This is a genomic window from Chryseobacterium sp. ERMR1:04 (genome assembly GCF_001297705.1).
Classification (GTDB): domain Bacteria; phylum Bacteroidota; class Bacteroidia; order Flavobacteriales; family Weeksellaceae; genus Chryseobacterium.
This window is the reverse complement of record NZ_LIRF01000008.1, coordinates 67,620-90,097: the sequence shown is the minus strand read 5'-3', so window position 1 is coordinate 90,097 and position 22,478 is coordinate 67,620. Positions and strand designations below refer to the sequence as shown.

The following is a 22,478-nucleotide window of genomic DNA, read 5'->3' as shown; positions in this document are numbered from 1 at the left end:
AAAATAAAGAAATAGAAATTGGCAACTCTATGAAATTTTTGAATGTCTATTATAATAAATGACTCCATGGAAAAAATAAGTATTCTTTTGATGTTATCAGTTGGCACTTTTGTAAAGGCGCAATATAAAATTGATTCATCTAAGACGGTTTACGAACAAAGGGAAGTAACGGTGAGTGTTGAAACAGAAGATCATGTTCAATGGAAAATTGAGAAGGTGTCAAAAGAAAATAACAGGCACAATCTTCAAAAAGCAACAGCTGTATTCGATGGAAAAAGCTGGACGGCTTGGTTCACTACAGATATTGCAGTTTCCGAAGGACTGTTTACATTCAAAGGCCTTCCGGGATTTGTTGTGTATTTGGAAGATAATGATAAAGACTTTGTGTATAAAAAGAATTTAAAAGGGTAAAGACTACTATAAAACAAACCATGATATCATACACAAATAGGGATTAATTATTCTGCGTTATAAATATTTAATCCTAAATAATTAATCCTTTAATGAAAAAAATAATTCTTCTTTTTATTGTAGTATCCTGCTGCATTTTTACAAATGCACAAACCCATCGGTTTATCTATGAACTTCAATATAAACCAGATTCTACCATTGCGGAGTATGACAAACAGGAAATGGTATTAGATGTGAATCCGGATGATGTAAAATTTTATGAATATAATTTTCTAGTGAGTGACTCGATTAATATTCTGCATGGTGACAGCTCAGCTCAATATACAAGCCAGAGCGGGCAAACGCTTATTAGAAAAAAAGATTCTCATAAGAATAAAAATTATGTGCAGATTATGATGATGCCTTATTATTATGTTTTTGAAACGGAAGATCATATTCAGTGGAAAATAGAACCCGAAACAAAGAAAATGGAAGGCTATAATCTTCAAAAAGCTACCGCTAAATTTGGAGGAAGAAACTGGGTCGCATGGTTTACTTCAGATATTGCTATTTCAGAAGGTCCCTATAAATTTAGAGGGCTGCCTGGTTTGATTATGTATGTAGAAGATAGCAAGAAAAATTTTATATATTCTTTCTCAAGAAATAAGAACTTACCAAAAACCTATAATACGAATGCTTTTGTGGAAAGACATTACTCATTAATGCCTATTGCGATTAATTTTAAAAATTGGATAAAATTAAATTTAGAATTTTATAATGACCCTTATGCAAGAATGAGAACAGATTTTCAGCCAGATTGGAATGTTCAGATTAACGGAAGGAAAATAAAAAGTAAAGAAGAGTTTGGGGAATTATCTAAACAAACTCAGGCAGAAATAAAAAAATATTATAACCCCATAGAATTAGATAAAGTGATTCCTTATCCTTAAAAAACATTTAACTAATTATTGTTTTAGGCTTGAATAGATTGTTGTTCAAGCCTTTTTTATTTTGCACCCACTTAATGCAGGAAGATCAAAAATGGTAAAATAGGCTTTAACCTACCATTAACCTTCTGTTAACCGAAATTCTCTCGGGTAAACTAGACTTTTGTATCAGAATATTTGTCGGCTGATATTTCCTGTTTATAAACATCGGTCCTCATTAAAAAATTAATCATGTATAAATTTTTTCTTTTTTTATGTTTTCCGATTTTTATGTTTTCACAAAAACAAAAGATTGAGGGAACCGTTTCGAATGCTCAGAATGAAAAGCTTTCTTTAGTCTCTATTGAAGTCTATAATTCTCAAAATATATTGCTGAAAACATTAATGACCAATGATAATGGAGTTTTTACGCTGGAAGGTATTCCCGAAAATTCTGTGAAGCTGGTGATTAAAGACTTAGAATATTCCAAATTTGAAAAAGATCTGGATCTGGAACAACAGAATCAGCCTTTACTGATTGTTTTGAAAAAAGACATTCAGGATATTCAGGAAGTGGTGATGACCAAACAAAAGCCTTTGGTAAAAAGGAAAATAGACCGTTTAGAATTTAATGTAGAAAATAGTAATATTTCTTCGCTCAACGCATGGGAAATTCTTAAAAAGACACCGGGCGTAACTTCAAGTAATGATGTATTGGCGATTAAAGGAAGTCAAAGTATTCTCGTAACCATTAACGATAAAAAAGTAATGCTGACGGGTGATGAATTGAAAAATCTATTGGAAAACACTCAAGGTGGCGATATGAAATCGGTAGAAGTAATTACCAATCCGCCTGCGAAATATGAAGCGTCAGGAAGCGCTGTGTTGAACATTGTATTAAAGAAAAATAAGATAGAAGGTTATCGTGGAGTTCTTTCTTCTAAATATGTACAAAGTCAGTATGCAAAAGGCGTAGCGGGGATTTCTCAATACTATAAGAAAGATAAACTTTCTGTAATGGGAAGTTATTATCGTGGAACCGGAACGTATTACAGAGAAGGGACTGATTATGTAAATTATATAGAAGATCAGCAAAGATGGGTCAGCACAATGAACCGTAAAGACCAAAATAAAAGCCAGAATACCTTGAATTTTAATGTGGAATATGAAATAGACAGTCTTACGAATGTAAGTCTTAATTATTCAGGTTCTTTTAATCCGAAATCTTTCGGGACGTATAATGTGCCTACTTTAATTTGTAACAGTCAGGATGTTGTAGAGTCCAATTATACAACAATTAATGACCATAATTCTCGCTCCATCAATAATACGGTGAGTTTTCAGGCAGATAGAAAACTGAATAAGAAAAGTAAGTTGACATGGACGAATTATTTCGCAGGAAACAACAATCAGAAATATCAAAACGTATTGACGTATCTTGATTTTGTAAATCAATCTCCAAAAGAAAATAACTTTGTCACCAATAACAAAAGTGATGTTCAGTTGTATTCTACCCAATTTGATTATCAATGGAAAAATGATAAATGGGAATTAGAATCCGGTTCCAAATATAGTTTTGTAAAGACCAATAGCCAATTAGATTTTTCGGATAATGAAAACGGTCAGTTACAATACAGAGCAGATAAAAGTAATGTTTTTGATTACAAAGAACACAATTTTGCCCTCTATTCATCGCTTTCTTACAATCCTGGGAAATGGAATTTCAAAGCCGGACTTCGGGCAGAAAAAACAGATTTAGAAGGGATTGTTTCAGAACCTTATGAGGTCAATGAAAATAACTACTGGAAATTATTTCCCACTTTATATGCTCAGTATACTACAGAAGGTAATCATCAATTTGGATTGTCTTATGGGAAAAGAATCAGCAGACCCTCTTATTCTTGGTTGAATCCTGCAAAATCATACTACAATCTATTTTCTTATTTTCAGGGAGATCCGAAATTGAAAGCCACGATTATTCATAATCTTAATTTCACGTATACCTGGAAAGAATGGAATCTCGATTTTTATTACCGTAAAGAAATTTCTCCTTCAATGGAAATCTCTTACCAGGACCCAAGTAATAACAATCTGATTTATCATTACACAAATATTGAAAAAGGACAGGCGTATGGATTAAGCGTCTATAAAAATTTCCAGATTAAGCCTTGGTGGAGCTTAAGTGTTTCTGAAAATATCGAGCATAATGAAAATTATTTTATTGGGGTTGATGACCTTTTATACAAGAATAAAGTTTGGAATTGGGTTTCGGATGTTTCTACAAGTTTCACTTTGCAGAAAAGCAGTGATTGGAAATTGGAAGTAGGGCATCGTTATAATTCGCCTTCTATACAGGGAACTTTCAGAATATCGAGTTCTTCGGCTACGTATCTTGTAATGAATAAAAAGTTCTTCAATAAAAAACTAGAGGGAAGTTTGATGTTTAATGATATTTTTAAAACGTCTAAAGAGAAGATAAGCACTAAATATGGTAATCAGGATAATTATTTTCTAGACTATAGAGATACTCAAAACTTTATTATTTCGTTAAAATTTAATTTTGGGAACCAGGCTGTGAAAAACGTAAAAGCAATTAAAAAAGCGGATGAACAAGATAGAATGTAGAATATTTTTAACTAAAATTTATAATTTCTAGAACAAAGAATCGGAGGCTGTCTGTTACAATTTCCTTAATTTTGAGACCTATCTTTTAAAATGTAGAGAAATGAAGAAATTCCTTTTCGGATTAATAATGGTCACTTCATGGCAGACGTCTTCTGCACAGGAATTGTACATGCCGAGAAATATTAAAAAAGCGTATGAAAACGGAACAAGAGATGTTTCTGGTGCTCCCGGAAAAAATTACTGGCAAAACAAAGGAATTTATAACGTTGAGGTAAAAGTAGATGCCAATACTAAAATTGTCTCAGGAAAAGAAACAATTGTTTATACCAACAGCAGCCCAAATGATTTGAATGAATTAGCCATAAGATTTGTGAATAACCTTCACAAGCCTCAATCGCCAAGATCGGGTGTGGTGTCTAAGGATTTTCTGTCATCTGGTTTACATATTAAATCTTTCATCGTAAATGGTGAAAAGTATGCCATCAACAGTGAAGATTGGAGTACGTTTGAGAAAGTGAAATTGAATTCTGTTTTAAAATCTAAGGCGAAAGCGGAGGTTAAAATTGAATGGGAATATCCTTTATCCGTACAAAGTGGAAGAGAAGGACAGATAGATCCCGAAACTTTTTATGTAGCGTATTCTTTCCCAAGAATTTCTGTGTATGACGATTATAATGGTTGGGATATGATTCAGCATTCTGACAGACAGGAGTTTTATAACGATTTTAATGATTATACATTTGCAATCTCGGCACCTAAAAATTATGTAGTTTGGTCAACGGGAGATTTCTTAAACCCTGATGAGGTTCTTCAGGCAGAATATTTAAAAAGATATAAAGCTTCTTTAAAAAGTGATAAACTAATGCATGTTGCTACCGAGCAGGAAATGAAATCGGGAAAAGTAACCAAGCAAAATAAATGGAATGTCTGGAAATTTAAAGCCAACCACATCACCGATTTTTGTTTTGCATTAAGCAATCATTATGTTTGGGATGCGGCCAGCGTTCAGTTAAAAACAAAAAGAGCCAGCGTTCAGGCAGGATACAAAGCAGGAGCGAAAGATTTTGAACATTACGTAGACTGGATGCGTTATAATCTGGATTGGTTCTCTAAAAAATGGCCGGGTGTAGAATACCCGTATAATGTAATGACGGCGATTCAAGGATATGCAGATATGGAATATCCAATGATGATTAATGATTCTACGATTCCGGATAATTTTCAGGATGCGAGATTAACGGCTGATCACGAAATTGCACATACCTATTTTCCTTTCTATATGGGAATCAATGAAACGCGTTATGCTTTTATGGATGAAGGTTGGGCAACTACATTGGAATATTTAATTGGAATTGATGAAAACGGCGAAGCTGCTGCGAAAGATTTCTATAAAAATTTTAGAGTTAAAAAATGGATCAAAGATCCTTCTACAGAAGAAGATCAACCTATTATTTCAATGAGTACACAGGTAAGCGGAGCCGGATACGGAAACAATTCTTACGTAAAAGCCTCTTTGTCTTATCTGGCTTTGAAAGATTATTTGGGTGATGAAATATTTAAAAAAGCGCTACATCATTATATGGATAACTGGAATGGGAAGCATCCAATTCCGTGGGATTATTTTTATTCGATGAATGCGGGTTCAGGAAAAAACTTAAATTGGTTTTGGAATAATTGGTTTTATACCAATAATTATATTGATTTAAAAGTAACGTACGTTTCACAATTAAATGATCTTTTAACCGTAAATGTTGATAATGTAGGCGGATTTGCCATTCCTTTTGATGCCATATTATCCTATGAAGACGGAACGGTTGAAAAGCTTCATTTTTCCCCTGCATTATGGGAGAAAGACCAAAAACAGGCGGTATTAACAATCCCAATTAAAAAGAAAGTGAAATCTGTGAATTTAGATGGAGATCTTTTTATGGATTATACTCCGGAAGATAATTTCAAAAATTTATAAAATGAAAGCCTTCAGATGATGAAGGCTTTCATTTGTTTTATGGATGAATTTTAATTCACTCTTAATCCTGATCTTGCGCCTGAAGAAGCTACTACAGACTGCATTCTTGCTTTTTGTCCTGCAGAGAACATAAACATGGCGGCATCATCTACATAGTCCATATAATTCATAAACATGATAGATCGTGAAACGCCACTGCATGTATTGTATTGCGGATAGGTTGGTTTACCGGTACTCGCTGTAGTTTGTGTAGGAGTATCAGCTACAAGGTCGTTTCCACAATTGGCATCTCCCCAGATGTGTCTAAGATTTAAATAATGTCCCACTTCATGAGTGGCGGTTCTTCCTAAATTAAATGGAGATGAGGCACCTGTTTTTCCAAAGTAAGGAGCGGCAATAACAACACCATCATTCCATAATCCTGAAGATTCCGGAAAAGTGGCATATCCAAGAATATTTCCCATGCTGCCTACTACCCAGATATTTAAATAATTGGCAGGTTTAGTCCCGTCAATACCTCCGGTAGAAACTTTTTTCATGGTATCGTTAGCACTCCAGCTTGTTTTAGTAGTAGATTTTCTTATCGTATTGACTAATTTGAACGTTACTTTTACATTACCCGATTTTACTGTTTGAAACTCTGCAGGTATTTTACTAACATCACTATTGGTACCGCCATAATCGGCATTTAAAACAGCAATTTGTTCTGCAATTCTTGCATCTGATACATTTTGAGCAGCAGTTTTATATAAAACATTTACGACTACAGGAATTTCTACGGTACCATCTGCAAGTACTTTTCCTAGTTTTAGGTCGTTGGCAAATTTATCTGTATTGGCTTCTAAAGCGGTATATCGCTGCCTGAGTTCTGAACTGCCTTGTAAAGCCTGTTTTCTGATCTCTTCTGAAGGGCAGTTTCTTTTGTTGGTAAGGTCTGAGGAAGATTCTGGATGGTTGGTAGAATCTTCATTTTGATTGGAAAGCGTATCGTTGTTACAAGATGACATGAATCCTAAAGCAAGGATTCCAAATAATAATTTCTTCATAAGCTATGTAATTTTAGTGAAGTGAAATTATATTATTTAGAATTTAATTGCAATTTTTTTGTCACTAATATTTGTTTCTCAGTGTTTTATCGGTTAAAATAGGAGTAGTTGTTTATTAATTTCAGATGAAAACAATGTTTTTGTTGAATTATTTAATTAATAGGTTGTGGTGGGTAATGCTAATTTAGTTTTATCTATTTGATTTCCTTATAGCTAGAAATATGCGGTTAGCTTAAGACCTAACGAAAAATATTTTATTCTCTCGTTAAAATTCTCTTGGCTGAAACTTTCATTAATGATTCCACTATCATTTTCAGAGACTTCTTTAAAACGATATCTGATATTGGTTTTTGCCTGATTATAATCTGCATAGGCGGTGATACCCAATTCGTGATTTAATTTATACGTGATAGAGGCGCCGCTGCTCCATCGGAAGTTATTAGTGGGTTTATAATTGGCAATTTCAAGTTGATTATTGGGAAGGTCAATGCTTGGGTCTTTTATAAATACCTTTCCACTGGCCGATAGAAAATATCCACCAGTAGCTTTTAGCATCAATTGCCATTTATCTGAAAATTCATGGGAAAAGTAAGGGCCTATCCCAAAATTTAGAAAGCCTAATGATTGCGTAGTCACATCAAAATTTCCAAAGTCGTCACTAAACTGCTGAGGTTTTATAGGAAAACTGCTGAAAGTCATTTCACTTCCCACACCCCATTTCTTTGAGAAAAAATAGGCACCTTCTAATCCGGCTTCAAAACCTCTTTGTTTTCTGGTATCTAATTCTGATTCTTTAAGAAAGTTAGAGGTTCCCAATGCAGAACCTACTTTTATAGAAAGAAAAGACGGATTCTCATTGCCCTCAATTTTAGAAAGTATTCCTAAATTATCTCCTTTGTTTTTATAAATTTTATCGATGAAAAAGTAGCCTAATTCAGTAGAGATAATCCCTATTCCTGCGCCTGCTAAAACGTCAGAGATCCAATGTTTGTTATTTAAATTTCTTCCCAAACCGGTAAGAGTTGCCGCACTGTATCCGGCGATGCTATAAGCCGGGTTTACGACACCATATTCTTTGTGTAAAAAGCTAGCGTTGGTAAATGCCATTGCGGTATGCCCGGACGGAAAAGATTTATTGTTGGAATCATCGGGGCGTTCTACCTTGGCGGTATATTTTACCCCATTAACTATAATTCCCATGATGACAATGCTTGCTGCATAAGAGAGTGTCGCACGTCCTAAGTTATTCCTTCCCTTTACTCCCGCCAGATTTAATCCGTATACGGTAGCGGCAGGCGCGTATTGTAAATAATCATCATATCTTGCTTTAAAAGTCGGGAGGTAACGATTTCGGGTCTCTTTAATGTTCTCTCTTTCTCCCCAGGTTGCGGCTGCAGCCGTAAAAAGCAGAGTAGGCGCAATAGATTTTTTCACCCATTCCTTTTTGAAGAAAGGTGTTTTTACATCAATATCTCCTGCTAAGGCCTTATATTTTGGGTTGATTTCTGCCTGAATACTGTCTTGCGCTTTATAAAAACACGGTTGCAGCAGAATGCAGAATGCGAATGCTATTTTTTTCATCAATGTTGTTTTTTGTAACTGTTTAAATTATAATGTTAAACAGCTGCAAAAATATAAAAAATCCTTTCTCAAATAACTGAGGAAGGATTTTTATTTAAATATTTATATAGAAGTGTGTTTTCTATGATTCTGCAAAACCATTTTTAATGGCAAAGACAGCCAAGCCAACTCTGGTTTTTAAGTCTAATTTTTCACAGAGTTGATCTCTGTAGCTTTCTACTGTTCTTGGGCTACAGCACATTCTGTCTGCAATTTCTTTATAGCTCAATTCGGTAACGGTATATCGTAAAAATTCTTTTTCACGATCTGAAATTCTTACGCCAAATTCATTTTTATCATTATTCATGTTGGCGAAAATGATCTTTGAAGCCCATTCAGGATAGAAAAATCCGTCAGAGTTTAGCTTAATTAAAGCTTCTTCAAGATCTTTTGGATGGGTATTTTTCAGTAAGTATCCTTTGGCTCCGTTTTTAATCATTTTGATCACGCTTTTATCGTCGCCTTGCATGCTTAGTGCCATTACTTTGATGTCTGGCTGATTTTGTTTCAACCAAAGTACAGTTTCGAAACCATCCATGATGGGCATACTGATGTCTAAAAGAATGATATCCGGAATGGTGTTGTTATCTTCAAATTTTTGAATCAGATCTTTTCCGTTTTCGGCGACATAAATAACTTCAAAATCTTTAAAGTTACCTATAATTCCTTCTAAAGCTTTTGCGATAAGCAAATGGTCATCAACAATAACTATAGTTTTTTTCATGCTTTCTTTTTTAAAATAATAATAAGGGTAGTTCCGATATTTTTTTTACTTTCAAGGCTGAAATCTGCCCCAATGATCTCGGCTCTATTTTTCATATTTGTTAATCCTATTCCGTTTGAAGTGATTCTGGAGCGATCAAATCCTACACCATTATCCGTGATTTTCAATTCCCAAAAATAGTCATCAGATATATTCAAATCAATAAAAATGTTTTTACAGCGGGAATGTTTTATACTGTTTTGTATGAATTCCTGTGTGATTCTTAAAAGCATATTTTTCTGAACGAAATCTAAATCTAGGTTTTCAAAATTATGCTGAAAGGTCACCATGCACTTTTTAAAAGAGTTGGTATTATCAACTTCTTCCTGAATTAAAGTTACAATTTCTTTCTGACTGATATTGTCATCCGTTAAGGTTTTAGATAAGCTTCTTAAATCTTGTAAAGACTGGTTGATAATCTGTGAAATTTGATCGATTCTTTCGCTTACTTCGGGAACCCTGTTTTCATACAAAAGTTGTTGGGTATAAAGACTTACCAATGTTAATTTTTGGCCAATATTATCATGAAGTTCACGACCGATTTGCTGCATCGTAGCATGTTGGATTTCCAATTGGGTGGCTAAAAGTTCTTTCTGATGAATTTCATTTTTTATTTCCATTTCATTGATATATTCTTTTTTGCGCTGTTTGTATTTTCGGATGTAAATCATCACGGCAACGACAAACAGCACAAAGAATATGTTGAATAAAATGATTGTTATTAAGAGCTCTGTTTTCCCCATATAAATGAAACTGAAAATAGAATATACATAATAATTCCTGAAAATAGAAAATAGTTAAAATAAAGATTCCAGAGGTCTTCATTGTACTTATTTATCAGGCTGAAAAAAGTCCAAAAAGGAAGGGTTCCAATATAAAATAAAGTAACTCCCAAATTAATGTAAAACATTTTATTTTTATTAAAATTGAGTATATCTGAAGAATTTACTTGTCTATAATACTCCATAATCACAAGAACCATAAGCATTAGGCAGCCTAACGTGTAATTAAATGAAAAAATTATTTTTGTTGATGGTGAAAAAAATTCGTTCGGAATAAAGGAGAGCAGATATAAGGAGGACATTATATAAAATAATTTAGGCTTTTTTAATGATTTTGCAGCATAAAGCCAATAGAAAAATAAAAATTCCATAGGAATTACAAAATAATTATAAAACATTTGCTTGTCATATTTTATAATTTCACCTCCCCATTTTCCAAATAACTCACAGAAGAATATAAGTACAAGATAGAATGAAAAGTACTTCCAGTAATTGTCTTTGGCCCGTCTATAGTACAGTATAGAGATAAAAGCGGCAATTCCTTCCGTCCAATGTAAAGAGTCCTGTAGTACTTTTTGAAATTCACTCATTGTATTTGCTCCTGTAAATATATTTATTTAAATTCTAAAATGACTCTCCCATTTTACTTCCTGGTGGATTAAGGTCTCCATGGTTCTGAGAAAAAACAAGGCCTGCTGGTTTTTTAGCCAATGCCATTATATTTTCTTTTTCTTCAATACCGCTATTTTCGGTGTAAGTAGCGGCGTCTAAAGGATTGAAGTCATAGTTTAGTGTTTCTCCTTCTGGGTTTGGTCTTTTTAAAGTAGGAATCATTACTAAGGTATGTTTTCCTGCATAGTTTTTTTCAATAGCTGTATTTTCCATCATATCCCAATTTTTAATTTCCGGATAGGCAGCGTAATAAAATCTAACACCTAAATGATTTGTAGTAATCGTAGCATCTACTTTTTGAACTTCATTTTCAATGTCAGAAATAAATTTTTTCAACGTTGCCAAATCAAAACAGATAGAATGTGCATCTTCCATTTCCATTTTAGTATTGATGACACCGAGTTGGTTGTTTCGGTAATTATCTACTAATTTTTGAACGAAATCTGAAGACATCGTGTTTGGGCCTGGAGCACGCTTCCCAGCCTCCTCATTAAAATCAGGTGTTGTTTCCATAATGTTAGCTTTTATAGTATAGTAATAGTTAGTAACGCAAATTTCGTATTTTTTTTAGATTATAAAGCAGGTATTTTTCCTGTTTATTTTCAGTGTTTTCACGGATTGCGATTTTTGATTAAAATTTTTATGTATTTGGTTGTATTCATGGAAAATAAAAAAGCGATGGAATTTTTCCATCGCTTGATTTTATTAGGGAGACTTTGTGTTAAATACATGCGTATTTCCTGAAATCTCTGCATGTGTAATCTGCTGTACAGCAAAGACCTGGTGGGCATGACCAATCAATTGCACATTTAGGAGGGTACTCAATGGATCCCATGATTTTACTTAAATCATTTCTTTTTAATTTTTTCATAATAATACTTGTTTTAATTAATAAAATGTTTGGTACGTAAATATAAGTAACTGTTTACTATTATGATGCTTAATTATTTTTTTATTAATGTAAAAAAGATAAGTGCTGTAGATTGGGTCTACAGCACTTATTACAAAAATAATATATATGAAAAAAACTACTTATTTTTCTACAGGTCTAAATACCAAACCTGTTTCTTCGAAATAATCTAAGGTGATTACATCTCCGTCATTCACGGTTCCTGCAAGAATTTCTCTTGATAACTTATTAAGAACTTCTTGTTGATATTACAAAAATAATATATATGAAAAAAACTACTTATTTTTCTACAGGTCTAAATACCAAACCTGTTTCTTCGAAATAATCTAAGGTGATTACATCTCCGTCATTCACGGTTCCTGCAAGAATTTCTCTTGATAACTTATTAAGAACTTCTTGTTGAATAAGTCTCTTCAATGGTCTTGCACCGAATGCAGGGTCATAGCCTTTGTTCATTAGATAATCTACAGCGTCTTGAGTAGCAGTCATGATAATGTTTCGTTTTGCTAACATTTCATTGTATCCTCTCAATTGATACTGAACGATTTTTCCAATTTCTTTTTTTCTTAAAGGTTGGAATAGCACCACCTCATCAATTCTGTTTAAGAATTCCGGACGTAAAGTTTGTTTCAACAGATCAAAAACTTCAATTTTGGTTTTATCCACAATATCATCTTGATTCTCTTCTGTAATATTTTCAAAATTTTCCTGAATCAGATGTGAACCTAAATTCGAAGTCATAATGATAATCGAGTTTTTAAAATTCACAACTCTACCTTTGTTATCCGTCAAACGACCGTCATCCAAAACTTGTAACAACGTGTTGAAAACATCTGGATGCGCTTTTTCAATCTCATCTAAGAGCACCACAGAATAAGGTCTTCTTCTCACGGCTTCCGTCAACTGTCCACCTTCATCATATCCCACATATCCCGGAGGAGCACCAACAAGCCTAGACACGCTGTGTCTTTCCTGATATTCACTCATATCAATTCTTGTCATATTGTTTTCATCGTCGAATAAGAACTCTGCCAACGCTTTTGCCAGCTCAGTTTTACCAACACCGGTTGTTCCTAAGAATAAGAATGAACCAATGGGTTTCTTATCATCACTTAGTCCCGCTCTGTTTCTTCTGATCGCATCTGCAACAGCTCCAATGGCTTCCTCTTGTCCTACAACTCTGTGATGAAGTTCGGTTTCAAGATGAAGTAATTTTTCTCTTTCAGACTGAATTAATTTGGTTACAGGAATTCCTGTCCATTTTCCAATCACTTCAGAGATGTTATCTGCGGTTACTTCTTCTTTAATTAATTCGTTCTGATGGTTTTGCATTTCCAATTCAAGTTTCTGCAAAGCATCTTCTTTTTCTTTTATTTTTCCATATTGGATCTCAGCAACTTTTGCGTAGTCACCTGCTCTAGAGGCTCTTTCTGCTTCATGTTTCAGAGATTCAATATCTTTTTTGATCTGGGTTAGATCCTCAGATTTTTGTTTTTCTTTTAGCCATTTAGCATTGATTTCATTTCTTTGTTCAGAAATTTTTGAAATATCTTCTTTTAAATGGTCAATTTTGGTTTGATGCCCTTCTCTTGAAATAGCAGCCAATTCAATTTCCATCTGCATCAATTTTCGGTCTAAAACATCCAGCTCTTCAGGTTTTGAATTGATCTCCATTCTCAATTTAGCAGAAGCTTCGTCGATAAGGTCAATCGCTTTATCCGGTAAGAATCGGTCTGTAATATATCGTTGAGACATTTCTACTGCTGCAATAATTGCTTCGTCTTTGATTCTTACTTTGTGGTGAGCTTCATATTTATCTTTGATACCACGAAGAATAGAAATTGCCGATTCAGTATCTGGTTCTTCCACCATTACTTTTTGGAAACGTCTTTCTAGCGCTTTATCTTTTTCAAAATATTTTTGATATTCATTTAAAGTGGTAGCACCAATCGCTCTTAATTCTCCTCTTGCTAAAGCAGGTTTCAGAATATTAGCAGCATCCATCGCACCTTCACCACCTCCGGCTCCAACTAAGGTGTGGATCTCATCGATGAAAAGAATAATTTGTCCGTCTGATTTGATCACTTCATTGACCACAGATTTCAAACGCTCTTCAAATTCACCTTTGTATTTTGCACCGGCAATTAAGGCTCCCATATCCAATGAATACAAGGTTTTATCTTGTAGGTTTTCAGGAATATCACCTGAAATAATACGGTGAGCAATTCCTTCAGCAATAGCCGTTTTACCCACACCCGGTTCACCAATTAGGATCGGGTTGTTTTTTGTTCTTCTAGATAAAATCTGCAATACTCTCCTGATTTCTTCATCACGACCAATCACAGGATCCAGCTTTCCTTCTGCTGCGAGTTCGTTGAAGTTTTTAGCGTATTTATTTAAGGATTGATACGTTTCTTCTGAACTTGCAGAAGTAGCCTTGCTTCCTTTTCTTAATTCTTTGATGGCACCTTCCAAAAGACTTTTGGTCACTCCCATATCTTTCAACATTTTAGAAACTTCTGAACTGGTTTCTAAAAGAGATAACCATAAATGTTCGATCGTTACATATTCATCGTCCATTTTTTTGGCGATGTTGGGTGCGTCCAATAAAACTTTATTGGCAGATTGTGAAAGATAAATGTTTCCTCCTTCAACTTTAGGAAGCTTTTCTAAATTCTCACGGTTGCGCTCTCTTACCAAATTGGCATCTGCTTCAGATTTTTTTAATAAGAAAGGCGAAATATTTTCATCTGTCTGGAAAATCCCTTCCAAAAGATGTTGAGGTTCTATGCTTTGATTGCCAAACTCCATAGCAACTTGTTGCGCTGCCTGGATGGCTTCTTGTGATTTTACTGTATATTGATTTAAGTTCATATTTTTATATTTTTTGTAATGGTTAAGTTCGGATTAATTTTTCTAAAAACATCAAGAAACTAAATTTTAAGGCTCAGTTTCTTAATGTTATCAATTATTTATCATTTAATTCGATTAACTTATCGCAAAAAGCATTCTATTATTGAATTTTTAAATATTTAGGACAAAATTTCCGAATTGTGTATTTTTGAGGTTGAAACAGAAAGACAAAATTTCCGATTCGCAATAATTTGGAATCAATTGATGGAAAAATCGTCATATTGAGCTGAAATCAAAAACTGTAAATGGTAAAATAAGTATAAGGGAAAGCTATTATTTTGAACTAAATAAAGTGAAATGAAGAATCTTTTAAAATAAAGTTGAGATTTTTCCTTCGTCAGAAATCGAAGATTGGGCGTAGCTAATGACAAATATTTGCGAGCCTAGCGTCAAAAATCATAACATGAAAATCAACATATTAAAATCAAAATAATTACTTTTGCGTTTACCAGATGGAGTTAAAAGAAAAACAAAGAAAAATATTAGACGTTGCCGTAGAACTTTTCAAAGAGAAAGGGTATATGGGCAGCTCTGTGAGAGACTTAGCGACTAAGCTTAATATTAAGGCGGCTTCTTTATATGGCCACATTCGTTCTAAAGAAGAAATTCTGGAATGGATCTGTTTTGGTATCGCTCAAGAATTCTTTGATGAACTTCAAGTGGTAAAAAGTACAAAGATGCCTCCAAAAGAGAAATTGAATTTATTTATTGATAAACATCTATCGGTGGTACTAGAAAACCGTGATGTTACTCATATTTATTCTAATGAATGGAAGCATTTGGAAGAGAGGCTTCCTGAGTTCATAGAATTAAGAAAGAATTATCAACAAGAAGTTGAACAATTAATTTCTGACATCTATAAAGCCAAAAAATGGGAGCTCAAATCTCCTAATTTTACCACACGATTTATTCTTCATACCTTAAATACTTCTTATTTTTGGTTTAAAAGAGATATAGACTCTACCACTGAAATTACCGAAGAAATCCGAGATAAAATACTTTTTGGTCTTTTAGGAAATCATAAAAAGTAATTTTTACATAAAAGTTTAACCAAAATCTTTGTCATTCAGTAGGAATCTTAACCGTTATTGTATAACAATACTTAGGTTCCACGTTTCAATTCGTTTCATTCAGAATGACGAGCAGAACTTTTTTCATTTCGACGAAAGGAGAAATCTATAAGCCATCAAGTTAAAACATAGATTCTTCACTCCGCTTTGCTTCATTCAGAATGACAAACTTGATGCTAAAATTTGTCTTCATCTAGTTTTCAAAATTATTTAGAATCATTCAAAATATGACGAAAGTCATAAAAATTTTGTCAGCTCCCAAATTCTTTTTAAATTTACACCTAACAAATGTTAGTTAGTTATGGATGTGGATTTTTCAGTTGAATACTTAGAGCTCGGCCAATTGAGACAGCTACAGTCGGAAAGACTGGTAGATTTGGTGGGCTATCTTGAGGAGAAGTCGGATTTTTATAAAAGGAAATTTGATGAATTAGGAATATCGCCACAGGAAATAAGGACAATTGAAGATGTTTCAAAATTACCGATTACCTACAAACAAGATTTAAGAGATCATTATCCGTTTGGATTATTTACCGTTCCCAAAAATGAATTGCAAAGAATTCACTGCTCAAGCGGAACAACAGGAAAACCAACGGTAGTAGGATATACAAAAGAAGATGTTGATTTATTCAGCGAAGTGGTGGCGAGATCTTTGAATGCAGCCGGAGCAAAACCGGGAATGCAGTTACATAATGCTTATGGCTACGGAATTTTCACTGGCGGACTTGGCCTTCATTACGGAGCTGAAAAACTAGGAATGAGCGTTCTTCCAATTTCTGGAGGAATGACCACGAGACAGGTAGATTTAATCATGGATTTTAAACCTGAAGTGATTTGTTGTTCGCCTTCTTATGCATTAACAATTGCTGATGAATTTGCTAAAAGAGGAATCTCGGCGGACGAAATCAGTTTAAAATATGCCGTTTTAGGTTCTGAACCTTGGACGGAAATTATCAGACATCATATTGAAGAAAGGCTGGGTGTTCATGCAACCAATATTTATGGGTTGAGTGAAATTATCGGTCCCGGAGTTTCAATGGAGGATTTTGAGGAAAAAGGAGGTTCTTATATTTGGGAAGATCACTTTTATCCTGAAATTTTAGACCCGATTACCAAAAAGCCCGTTCCTTTCGGGGAAGAAGGAGTTTTGGTAATTACCACATTGACGAAAAAAGCAATGCCGCTTTTACGGTATTGGACGAATGATATCACAAGTCTTTATTATGAGGAAAACTCAAAAAGAACAATGGTTAAAATGAAACCTATTCTTGGTAGAGCCGATGATATGCTGATCGTAAGAGGAGTAAATGTTTACCCGAGTCAGGTTGAAGAAGCTTTTTCTCATGTAAAAGGAGTCGTTCCCAATTATTATTTAACACCCATTGAGAAAGAACAAATGTGTGTAGCATTGGATATTGATTTGGAAATTGATGATGAATTTGTGAAAGCGCAACAAATTGAAATAAATACCGATGATTATGCTATTTTTGTCGGAAACTTTGGAAAAAGTATAGAAAACGAAATAAAAAAACGAGTAGGAATCACCACGAAAGTGAAGGTTCATGCTCAGGATAGTTTGCCTAAGTGCGAAGGTGGAAAAATTAATAGAATACTAAAAACAAAATGAATTCATTTTATAAATTAAAAACGGTAAGGGTTCAGAAAGATACCAACGATGCTGTAAATGTAGCCGTTGAAATTCCTGATGAATTGAAAGATAAATTCAGATTCAAACAAGGGCAGTATCTTAACTTCCGAATGATGATCAACGGAAACGAAGAAAGACGTTCTTATTCTATCTGTAATGCTCCGAGTGAAAAAAGCAACACGTTGGAAGTATTGGTGAAATTGCTGGAAAACGGAAAAGTTTCTGGGTATTTCAACGAGCATCTTCACATGGATGAAGTTCTTGAAGTAATGCCTCCAATGGGTGGTTTTAATACTGCTTATCACCCGACAAACGTAAAAACATACGTTGGTTTAGCAGCAGGAAGCGGAATTTCTCCGGTGTTATCAAACATTAAAGAAAGTCTTTATCAGGAACCGAATTCTAATGCCTATTTATTTTACAGCAACAGAAGCATGAATCATGTGATGAAAAAGGCTGAGATTGATAAATTGGTTGAAACTTTTAATGGAAGATTGAAAGTTGTTTATTTAGTAAGCCGTGAGCAACATGAAGATCCGATTTTTGAAGGAAGAATTTCTCCTGAAAAACTAGATCAGTTGTTTGAAAGATATGTAGATATTGATGTTAAAGAATCTACATTCTTCATTTGCGGACCTTCAGAAATGATTAAAGGTATCGCAGATTATTTAAAGAAAGATAAAAAAGTGCCTGCTATTCAGGTTTTATTTGAATATTTCACTGCTCCAGACGAAGAAAATTCCGAGGAAATGAGTGATGAGTTTAAGGCTATTGCGAATTTAGAAAGTATGGTAACGGTCATTATTGATGATGATGAATATTCGTTTCACCTTAATTCTAAAAAAGAGAGTATCTTAGATAAAGCATTGAAAGACAATCTTCCTGTGCCTTTCGCTTGTAAAGGTGGAGTTTGTTGTACGTGTAAAGCGCAAGTATTGGAAGGAGAAGTTTTCATGGAGAAAAATTTCGCGCTTACCGAAGACGAAGTAGCCAGAGGTTTTGTTCTGACTTGCCAATGTCACCCGACAACGAATGTGGTGATGCTTAATTATGATGTATAATTAATGTAATTTTTCACCAATTGATATTATAAGAATTCAATGAAAACTTTTTCAAAATATATTTTCTCATTTTTTACAGTATTAATTTTAATACTTGATATTTGGTTTTCATTCGGACTTGAAGGTAATTTAAATTACATTAATGGACTTAAAAATGTAGATTTAATTCAAAAGACAGTTTGGATTAATTACAATGTTGCAATATGGATTTTGGCCATTAATGCAGTTTATATTTTGGTGTTGACAATTAATAAAAATTTTGTCCCATTAAAGAAAAAGGTTATCGAATAATTATATTAAAACTTGGTAAATAAATTTTAGATTAATAACAATCAAAAATTGAAACAATGGAAATAGATATTGAAAAATTTGTACAATACGTACACGACGAAAATAAAGTAGAACCAAAAGATGTAATGCCCGATGATTACAGGAAACTATTGGTTCGTCAGATTTCACAGCACGCCCATTCTGAGATTGTTGGAATGTTGCCGGAAGCTAACTGGGTTTCAAGAGCGCCTTCATTGAGACGAAAAATGGCTTTATTGGCTAAAGTTCAGGATGAAGCAGGTCACGGTTTATATTTATATTCTGCAACCGAAACACTAGGAAACGGAACCATCAGAGCAGATAGAGATGCTACCTATGACGATATGTTGGAAGGAAAAGCGAAATACTCAAGTATTTTTAACTATCCAACATTAAGCTGGGCAGATATTGGTGCCATCGGTTGGTTAGTTGACGGAGCAGCGATTATGAATCAGGTAATGTTGATGGGGAATTCTTACGGTCCTTATTCAAGAGCAATGGTGAAAATTTGTAAAGAAGAATCTTTCCACCAAAGACAGGGTTACGAGATTTTAATGGCACTTTGTCGTGGTACAAAACAGCAGAAAGAAATGGCTCAGGCTTCGTTAAATCGTTTCTGGTGGCCAGCTCTAATGATGTTTGGACCGAATGATGACAGCTCACCCAACTCTAAAATTTCTATGAATTACAGAGTAAAAAGAGAAAGTAACGATAGCCTTCGTCAGAGATTTATTGACGTTACGGTTTCTCAGGCTGAATTCTTAGGATTAACCATGCCGGATAAAGATCTTAAATGGAATGAGGAAAGACAACATTACGATTTCGGAGAACTTCCTTGGGATGAATTCATGGAGATCTTAAAAGGTAACGGACCTTGTAACAAAAAAAGATTACAAACAAAAGTAAAAGCGCAGCAGGAAAACCTTTGGGTAAAAGAAGCAGCGATTGCTTTTGCAGAGAAACAACAAAAAGAAGTAATATAATAATGTAACAATATACCAATGTAAAAATGTAACAATCATTGTCATGCTGAGCTTGTCGAAGCATCTCATTGGTAAACTGGTACATTGATACATTGTTAAATTTAATTTTATTTATGGCAAATTTAGATATGTGGGAAGTGTTTATTCAGACTAAACCGGGATTATCTCACAAACACGTTGGAATAGTACAGGCGCCAACAGCAGAAATGGCTTTGCAGAACGCAAGAGACGTTTATACAAGAAGAAAAGAAGGAACTTCCGTTTGGGTTGTTCCAAGTAAATATATTGTGACTTCAGAAGGAATTGATAAAGAAGCTTTCTTTGATCCGGCTGATGATAAGTTGTACCGTCACCCGACGTTCTACGATATTCCTAATGATGTAAAAAATATGTAAAATAAGACTTGGAGATAATGGACTGATAGATAATAGACTTTAAGGAATACCTGTCTATTTTCTATCCATCTATCATCTATTTGTCTTTACTTTAAATCTATTAAACAATGAACCCATTATATAATTATTTATTAAAGTTTGCTGATGATAGCTTCATCATGGGACAAAGATTGTCTGCATGGTGTGGTGAAGGTCCTTACTTAGAGGAGGATATTGCATTAACAAATATTGCATTAGACGAACTTGGACAAGCAAACAACTTTTATGTTTACGCTTCAAGAGTTGCCGATAACGGTAAAAGTGAAGATGATTTGGCATTTTTAAGATACGAGCACGAATATGTAAACGCACATTGGGTTGAACTTCCGAATGAAGATTACGCGCAGACCATTCTTAAAGTATATGTTTTTTCTGTATATCAGAAATTGATGTACGAAGCATTGTCAAATTCTGCGGATGAAGAACTTTCTGCTCTTGCTCAAAAATCATTAAAAGAAGTTAGATACCACTATACGCACGCTGCATCTTGGATGAAAATTTTCGCTCAGGGAACAGAAGAAAGTAAAGCTCGTTTGGTGAAATCTCTTGAAAATATTTGGGAATATACAAAAGGTCTATTCGCAAAAGTGGAAGGAGAAGATGATTTAATTGCTTTAAATATCGCTCCAAATGTTGATGCTCTTTATGAAGATTTCCTTGCAATTACCCAAAAAGATTTTGCAGATTTCGGTTTAGAATATCCGGCAAATCCTTTCATGCAGCCAAAATCCAGAACGGGATATCATACAGAATACTTTGGATTTATGCTTTGTGAATTGCAGTATATGCAGAGAGCATATCCGGGATGTACTTGGTAATAAAAATGTACCAATATATCAATCTAACAGTCTAGCAATGATTGTTACATTGATACATTGTTAAACTGTTAGATTTGAAATTGAAAAATCCTTTAGAAATATTAGAACTCGTTCCCGATCCGGAAATTCCGGTAATCAATATCGTGGAATTAGGTATTGTAAGAGAAGCGAAAATTACGAGCGAGAATTCTTGTGAAGTAACAATTACGCCCACTTATTCTGCCTGTCCCGCTATGTTTACCATCGAGGAAGACATCATGAAGATCATGAAAGAAAACGGTTGGGATGCGAAAGTAGTCACCAAAATGTTTCCGATTTGGACAACAGATTGGTTGACAGATGAAGCGAGAGAAAAACTTCGGGTGTACGGAATCTCACCTCCCGAAAAAGGAGCCGACGAACATCATATCGGGAAACCGAAAAAATGTCCGCGTTGTGGTTCTATGCATTCAAAACAAATCAGCAGATTTGGGTCTACATTATGCAAGGCTTCGTATCAGTGTTTAGACTGTTTAGAGCCTTTTGACTATTTTAAATGTCATTAAAATGATACATTGCTACGTTATTTAATATTGTTAAATTAGAGCAGTGTAATTTTTTAATTCTTTAATCATTAAATTTAAAACCATGTATACACAACTTGATATTGAAACGCATTTTGACGGAAAACTTAAAATTGCTTATCTCAATCAACCAGAATCTTTAAACGCCCTTACAAAACCATCTTTAGCAGATCTAAAAGATTTTATTAAAGAATGCAGCGATGATGATACCGTAAGATGTGTCGCAATTTCAGGGAGAGGAAGAGCTTTTTGTTCCGGCCAAAACTTAGATGATGCTTTCGTACAAGGTAGCGAACACCATGATCATGATATCATCAGAAAAATTGTGGTAGATTATTACAACCCTTTGGTTACAGAAATTACACGTTGCAGAAAGCCTGTTGTAGCATTGGTAAACGGTCCTGCGGTAGGTGCTGGTGCTATGTTGGCACTAATCTGTGATTTTGTATTGGCGGTTGATAAATCATATTTTGCTCAGGCATTTTCAAATATTGGTTTAATTCCTGATACAGGTGGAACGTATTTCTTACCAAAATTATTGGGAAGACAATTGGCTAACTATTTGGCGTTTACAGGCAAGAGATTATATGCTGACGAAGCTAAATCTTATGGATTGGTAGCTGAGGTTTTCAGTGAAGAAGAATTCGCTCCAAAATCAATGGAAATTCTTGAGAAAATGTCAAACATGCCAACTGCAGCTATTAAATTAACCAAAAAAGCATTTGCTCACTCATATACCAATACATTGAAAGAGCAATTGGAATTAGAAGGTGATTTACAGCAGGAAGCCGCTGAAACAGAGGATTTCAAAGAAGGAGTAAGTGCCTTTTTAGAAAAAAGAAAGCCTAATTATAAAGGAAAGTAAAAAATTAATATAACAATTTATCAATGTAACAGTTTACCAATAAAATGCTTCGGCAAAGTTCAATTTTACAAAATTGTTACATTGATAAACTGATACATTGTTACATTATTTTAA

20 protein-coding genes are annotated in these 22,478 nt (G+C 34.1%); 13 read left to right on the top strand and 7 right to left on the bottom strand.

The features are described from left to right. The first annotated feature begins 66 nt into the window (after positions 1–66). The 4 genes from AMQ68_RS17665 to AMQ68_RS17650 all read left to right on the top strand — a co-directional run bounded on the left by AMQ68_RS17665 (position 67) and on the right by AMQ68_RS17650 (position 5,907). Positions 67–411 carry a GLPGLI family protein gene (locus AMQ68_RS17665; RefSeq protein WP_054511936.1) on the top strand — a complete coding sequence of 115 codons (345 nt, stop codon included), beginning with the start codon at positions 67–69 and terminating at the stop codon, positions 409–411. A gap of 92 nt (positions 412–503) precedes the next feature. Continuing rightward, positions 504–1,340 (top strand): GLPGLI family protein, encoded by an 837-nt coding sequence (locus AMQ68_RS17660; RefSeq protein WP_054511935.1) that lies wholly within the window; start codon positions 504–506, stop codon positions 1,338–1,340. A 228-nt stretch (positions 1,341–1,568) separates the two neighbouring features. Next, entirely contained in the window at positions 1,569–3,941 is a 2,373-nt protein-coding gene (locus AMQ68_RS17655) for an outer membrane beta-barrel protein (protein ID WP_054511934.1), read from the top strand. Positions 3,942–4,041: 100 nt separating this feature from the next. Beyond that, positions 4,042–5,907, top strand: a complete 1,866-nt coding sequence (locus AMQ68_RS17650; protein ID WP_054511933.1) for a M1 family metallopeptidase — start codon at positions 4,042–4,044, stop codon at positions 5,905–5,907. Positions 5,908–5,957: 50 nt separating this feature from the next. On the opposite strand, the gene AMQ68_RS17645 is transcribed toward AMQ68_RS17650, so the two are convergent. The 7 genes from AMQ68_RS17645 to clpB form a co-directional block, all read right to left on the bottom strand. Beyond that, positions 5,958–6,953 (bottom strand): zinc metalloprotease, encoded by a 996-nt coding sequence (locus AMQ68_RS17645; protein WP_054511932.1) that lies wholly within the window; start codon positions 6,951–6,953, stop codon positions 5,958–5,960. A 213-nt stretch (positions 6,954–7,166) separates the two neighbouring features. Next, positions 7,167–8,534: a phosphatase PAP2 family protein gene (locus tag AMQ68_RS17640; protein ID WP_054511931.1), complete on the bottom strand. Its 1,368-nt coding sequence runs from the start codon at positions 8,532–8,534 to the stop codon at positions 7,167–7,169. 121 nt (positions 8,535–8,655) lie between these two features. Then, positions 8,656–9,297, bottom strand: coding sequence for a response regulator transcription factor (locus AMQ68_RS17635; protein WP_054511930.1), 642 nt, complete (start codon positions 9,295–9,297; stop codon positions 8,656–8,658). Further along, positions 9,294–9,956 (bottom strand): sensor histidine kinase, encoded by a 663-nt coding sequence (locus AMQ68_RS17630; protein WP_241775170.1) that lies wholly within the window; start codon positions 9,954–9,956, stop codon positions 9,294–9,296. The genes AMQ68_RS17635 and AMQ68_RS17630 overlap by 4 nt, the downstream gene beginning before the upstream one ends. 101 nt (positions 9,957–10,057) lie before the next feature. Beyond that, positions 10,058–10,708 carry a hypothetical protein gene (locus AMQ68_RS17625; RefSeq protein WP_054511928.1) on the bottom strand — a complete coding sequence of 217 codons (651 nt, stop codon included), beginning with the start codon at positions 10,706–10,708 and terminating at the stop codon, positions 10,058–10,060. A gap of 34 nt (positions 10,709–10,742) precedes the next feature. Beyond that, positions 10,743–11,303 (bottom strand): hypothetical protein, encoded by a 561-nt coding sequence (locus AMQ68_RS17620; RefSeq protein ID WP_054511927.1) that lies wholly within the window; start codon positions 11,301–11,303, stop codon positions 10,743–10,745. A 676-nt stretch (positions 11,304–11,979) separates the two neighbouring features. Then, complete coding sequence (gene clpB, locus AMQ68_RS17615; protein WP_054511926.1) at positions 11,980–14,574, bottom strand: ATP-dependent chaperone ClpB; 2,595 nt, start codon at positions 14,572–14,574, stop codon at positions 11,980–11,982. Positions 14,575–15,065: 491 nt separating this feature from the next. Here clpB and AMQ68_RS17610 point away from each other — a divergent pair, with 491 nt between their 5' ends. From AMQ68_RS17610 to AMQ68_RS17570, 9 genes are all read left to right on the top strand, one after another. Beyond that, complete coding sequence (locus AMQ68_RS17610; protein ID WP_054511925.1) at positions 15,066–15,644, top strand: TetR/AcrR family transcriptional regulator; 579 nt, start codon at positions 15,066–15,068, stop codon at positions 15,642–15,644. Between the two features lie 346 nt (positions 15,645–15,990). Next, on the top strand, positions 15,991–17,310 hold the full coding sequence (locus AMQ68_RS17605; RefSeq protein ID WP_082384222.1) for a phenylacetate--CoA ligase family protein: 1,320 nt from the start codon (positions 15,991–15,993) through the stop codon (positions 17,308–17,310). Continuing rightward, positions 17,307–18,392, top strand: a complete 1,086-nt coding sequence (locus AMQ68_RS17600) for a 2Fe-2S iron-sulfur cluster-binding protein (protein ID WP_054511923.1) — start codon at positions 17,307–17,309, stop codon at positions 18,390–18,392. The genes AMQ68_RS17605 and AMQ68_RS17600 overlap by 4 nt, the downstream gene beginning before the upstream one ends. A gap of 39 nt (positions 18,393–18,431) precedes the next feature. Beyond that, positions 18,432–18,683 (top strand): hypothetical protein, encoded by a 252-nt coding sequence (locus AMQ68_RS17595; protein WP_054511922.1) that lies wholly within the window; start codon positions 18,432–18,434, stop codon positions 18,681–18,683. Positions 18,684–18,745: 62 nt separating this feature from the next. Beyond that, entirely contained in the window at positions 18,746–19,684 is a 939-nt protein-coding gene (paaA, locus tag AMQ68_RS17590; RefSeq protein ID WP_054512852.1) for a 1,2-phenylacetyl-CoA epoxidase subunit PaaA, read from the top strand. 113 nt (positions 19,685–19,797) lie between these two features. Continuing rightward, positions 19,798–20,079, top strand: a complete 282-nt coding sequence (gene paaB / locus AMQ68_RS17585; protein WP_034679196.1) for a 1,2-phenylacetyl-CoA epoxidase subunit PaaB — start codon at positions 19,798–19,800, stop codon at positions 20,077–20,079. 107 nt (positions 20,080–20,186) lie between these two features. Further along, a complete protein-coding gene (paaC, locus tag AMQ68_RS17580; RefSeq protein ID WP_054511921.1) occupies positions 20,187–20,936 on the top strand; it encodes a 1,2-phenylacetyl-CoA epoxidase subunit PaaC in 750 nt (249 codons plus the stop codon). 80 nt (positions 20,937–21,016) lie between these two features. Further along, positions 21,017–21,481, top strand: a complete 465-nt coding sequence (paaD, locus tag AMQ68_RS17575; RefSeq protein ID WP_054511920.1) for a 1,2-phenylacetyl-CoA epoxidase subunit PaaD — start codon at positions 21,017–21,019, stop codon at positions 21,479–21,481. Positions 21,482–21,563: 82 nt separating this feature from the next. After that, positions 21,564–22,364, top strand: a complete 801-nt coding sequence (locus AMQ68_RS17570; protein ID WP_054511919.1) for an enoyl-CoA hydratase/isomerase family protein — start codon at positions 21,564–21,566, stop codon at positions 22,362–22,364. Positions 22,365–22,478: the final 114 nt, after the last annotated feature.

Excerpts from the sequence above, each read along its gene's own strand:
- AMQ68_RS17570 (WP_054511919.1), top strand. The coding sequence starts at position 21,564 with ATGTATACACAACTTGATATTGAAACGCATTTTGACGGAAAACTTAAA.
- AMQ68_RS17660 (WP_054511935.1), top strand. The coding sequence starts at position 504 with ATGAAAAAAATAATTCTTCTTTTTATTGTAGTATCCTGCTGCATTTTT.
- AMQ68_RS17610 (WP_054511925.1), top strand. The coding sequence starts at position 15,066 with ATGGAGTTAAAAGAAAAACAAAGAAAAATATTAGACGTTGCCGTAGAA.
- AMQ68_RS17635 (WP_054511930.1), bottom strand. The coding sequence starts at position 9,297 with ATGAAAAAAACTATAGTTATTGTTGATGACCATTTGCTTATCGCAAAA.
- AMQ68_RS17640 (WP_054511931.1), bottom strand. The coding sequence starts at position 8,534 with ATGAAAAAAATAGCATTCGCATTCTGCATTCTGCTGCAACCGTGTTTT.
- AMQ68_RS17655 (WP_054511934.1), top strand. The coding sequence starts at position 1,569 with ATGTATAAATTTTTTCTTTTTTTATGTTTTCCGATTTTTATGTTTTCA.
- paaB (WP_034679196.1), top strand. The coding sequence starts at position 19,798 with ATGGCAAATTTAGATATGTGGGAAGTGTTTATTCAGACTAAACCGGGA.
- AMQ68_RS17600 (WP_054511923.1), top strand. The coding sequence starts at position 17,307 with ATGAATTCATTTTATAAATTAAAAACGGTAAGGGTTCAGAAAGATACC.
- AMQ68_RS17650 (WP_054511933.1), top strand. The coding sequence starts at position 4,042 with ATGAAGAAATTCCTTTTCGGATTAATAATGGTCACTTCATGGCAGACG.
- AMQ68_RS17630 (WP_241775170.1), bottom strand. The coding sequence starts at position 9,956 with ATGGAAATAAAAAATGAAATTCATCAGAAAGAACTTTTAGCCACCCAA.
- AMQ68_RS17595 (WP_054511922.1), top strand. The coding sequence starts at position 18,432 with ATGAAAACTTTTTCAAAATATATTTTCTCATTTTTTACAGTATTAATT.
- AMQ68_RS17625 (WP_054511928.1), bottom strand. The coding sequence starts at position 10,708 with ATGAGTGAATTTCAAAAAGTACTACAGGACTCTTTACATTGGACGGAA.
- paaC (WP_054511921.1), top strand. The coding sequence starts at position 20,187 with ATGAACCCATTATATAATTATTTATTAAAGTTTGCTGATGATAGCTTC.
- AMQ68_RS17620 (WP_054511927.1), bottom strand. The coding sequence starts at position 11,303 with ATGGAAACAACACCTGATTTTAATGAGGAGGCTGGGAAGCGTGCTCCA.
- clpB (WP_054511926.1), bottom strand. The coding sequence starts at position 14,574 with ATGAACTTAAATCAATATACAGTAAAATCACAAGAAGCCATCCAGGCA.
- AMQ68_RS17645 (WP_054511932.1), bottom strand. The coding sequence starts at position 6,953 with ATGAAGAAATTATTATTTGGAATCCTTGCTTTAGGATTCATGTCATCT.
- AMQ68_RS17665 (WP_054511936.1), top strand. The coding sequence starts at position 67 with ATGGAAAAAATAAGTATTCTTTTGATGTTATCAGTTGGCACTTTTGTA.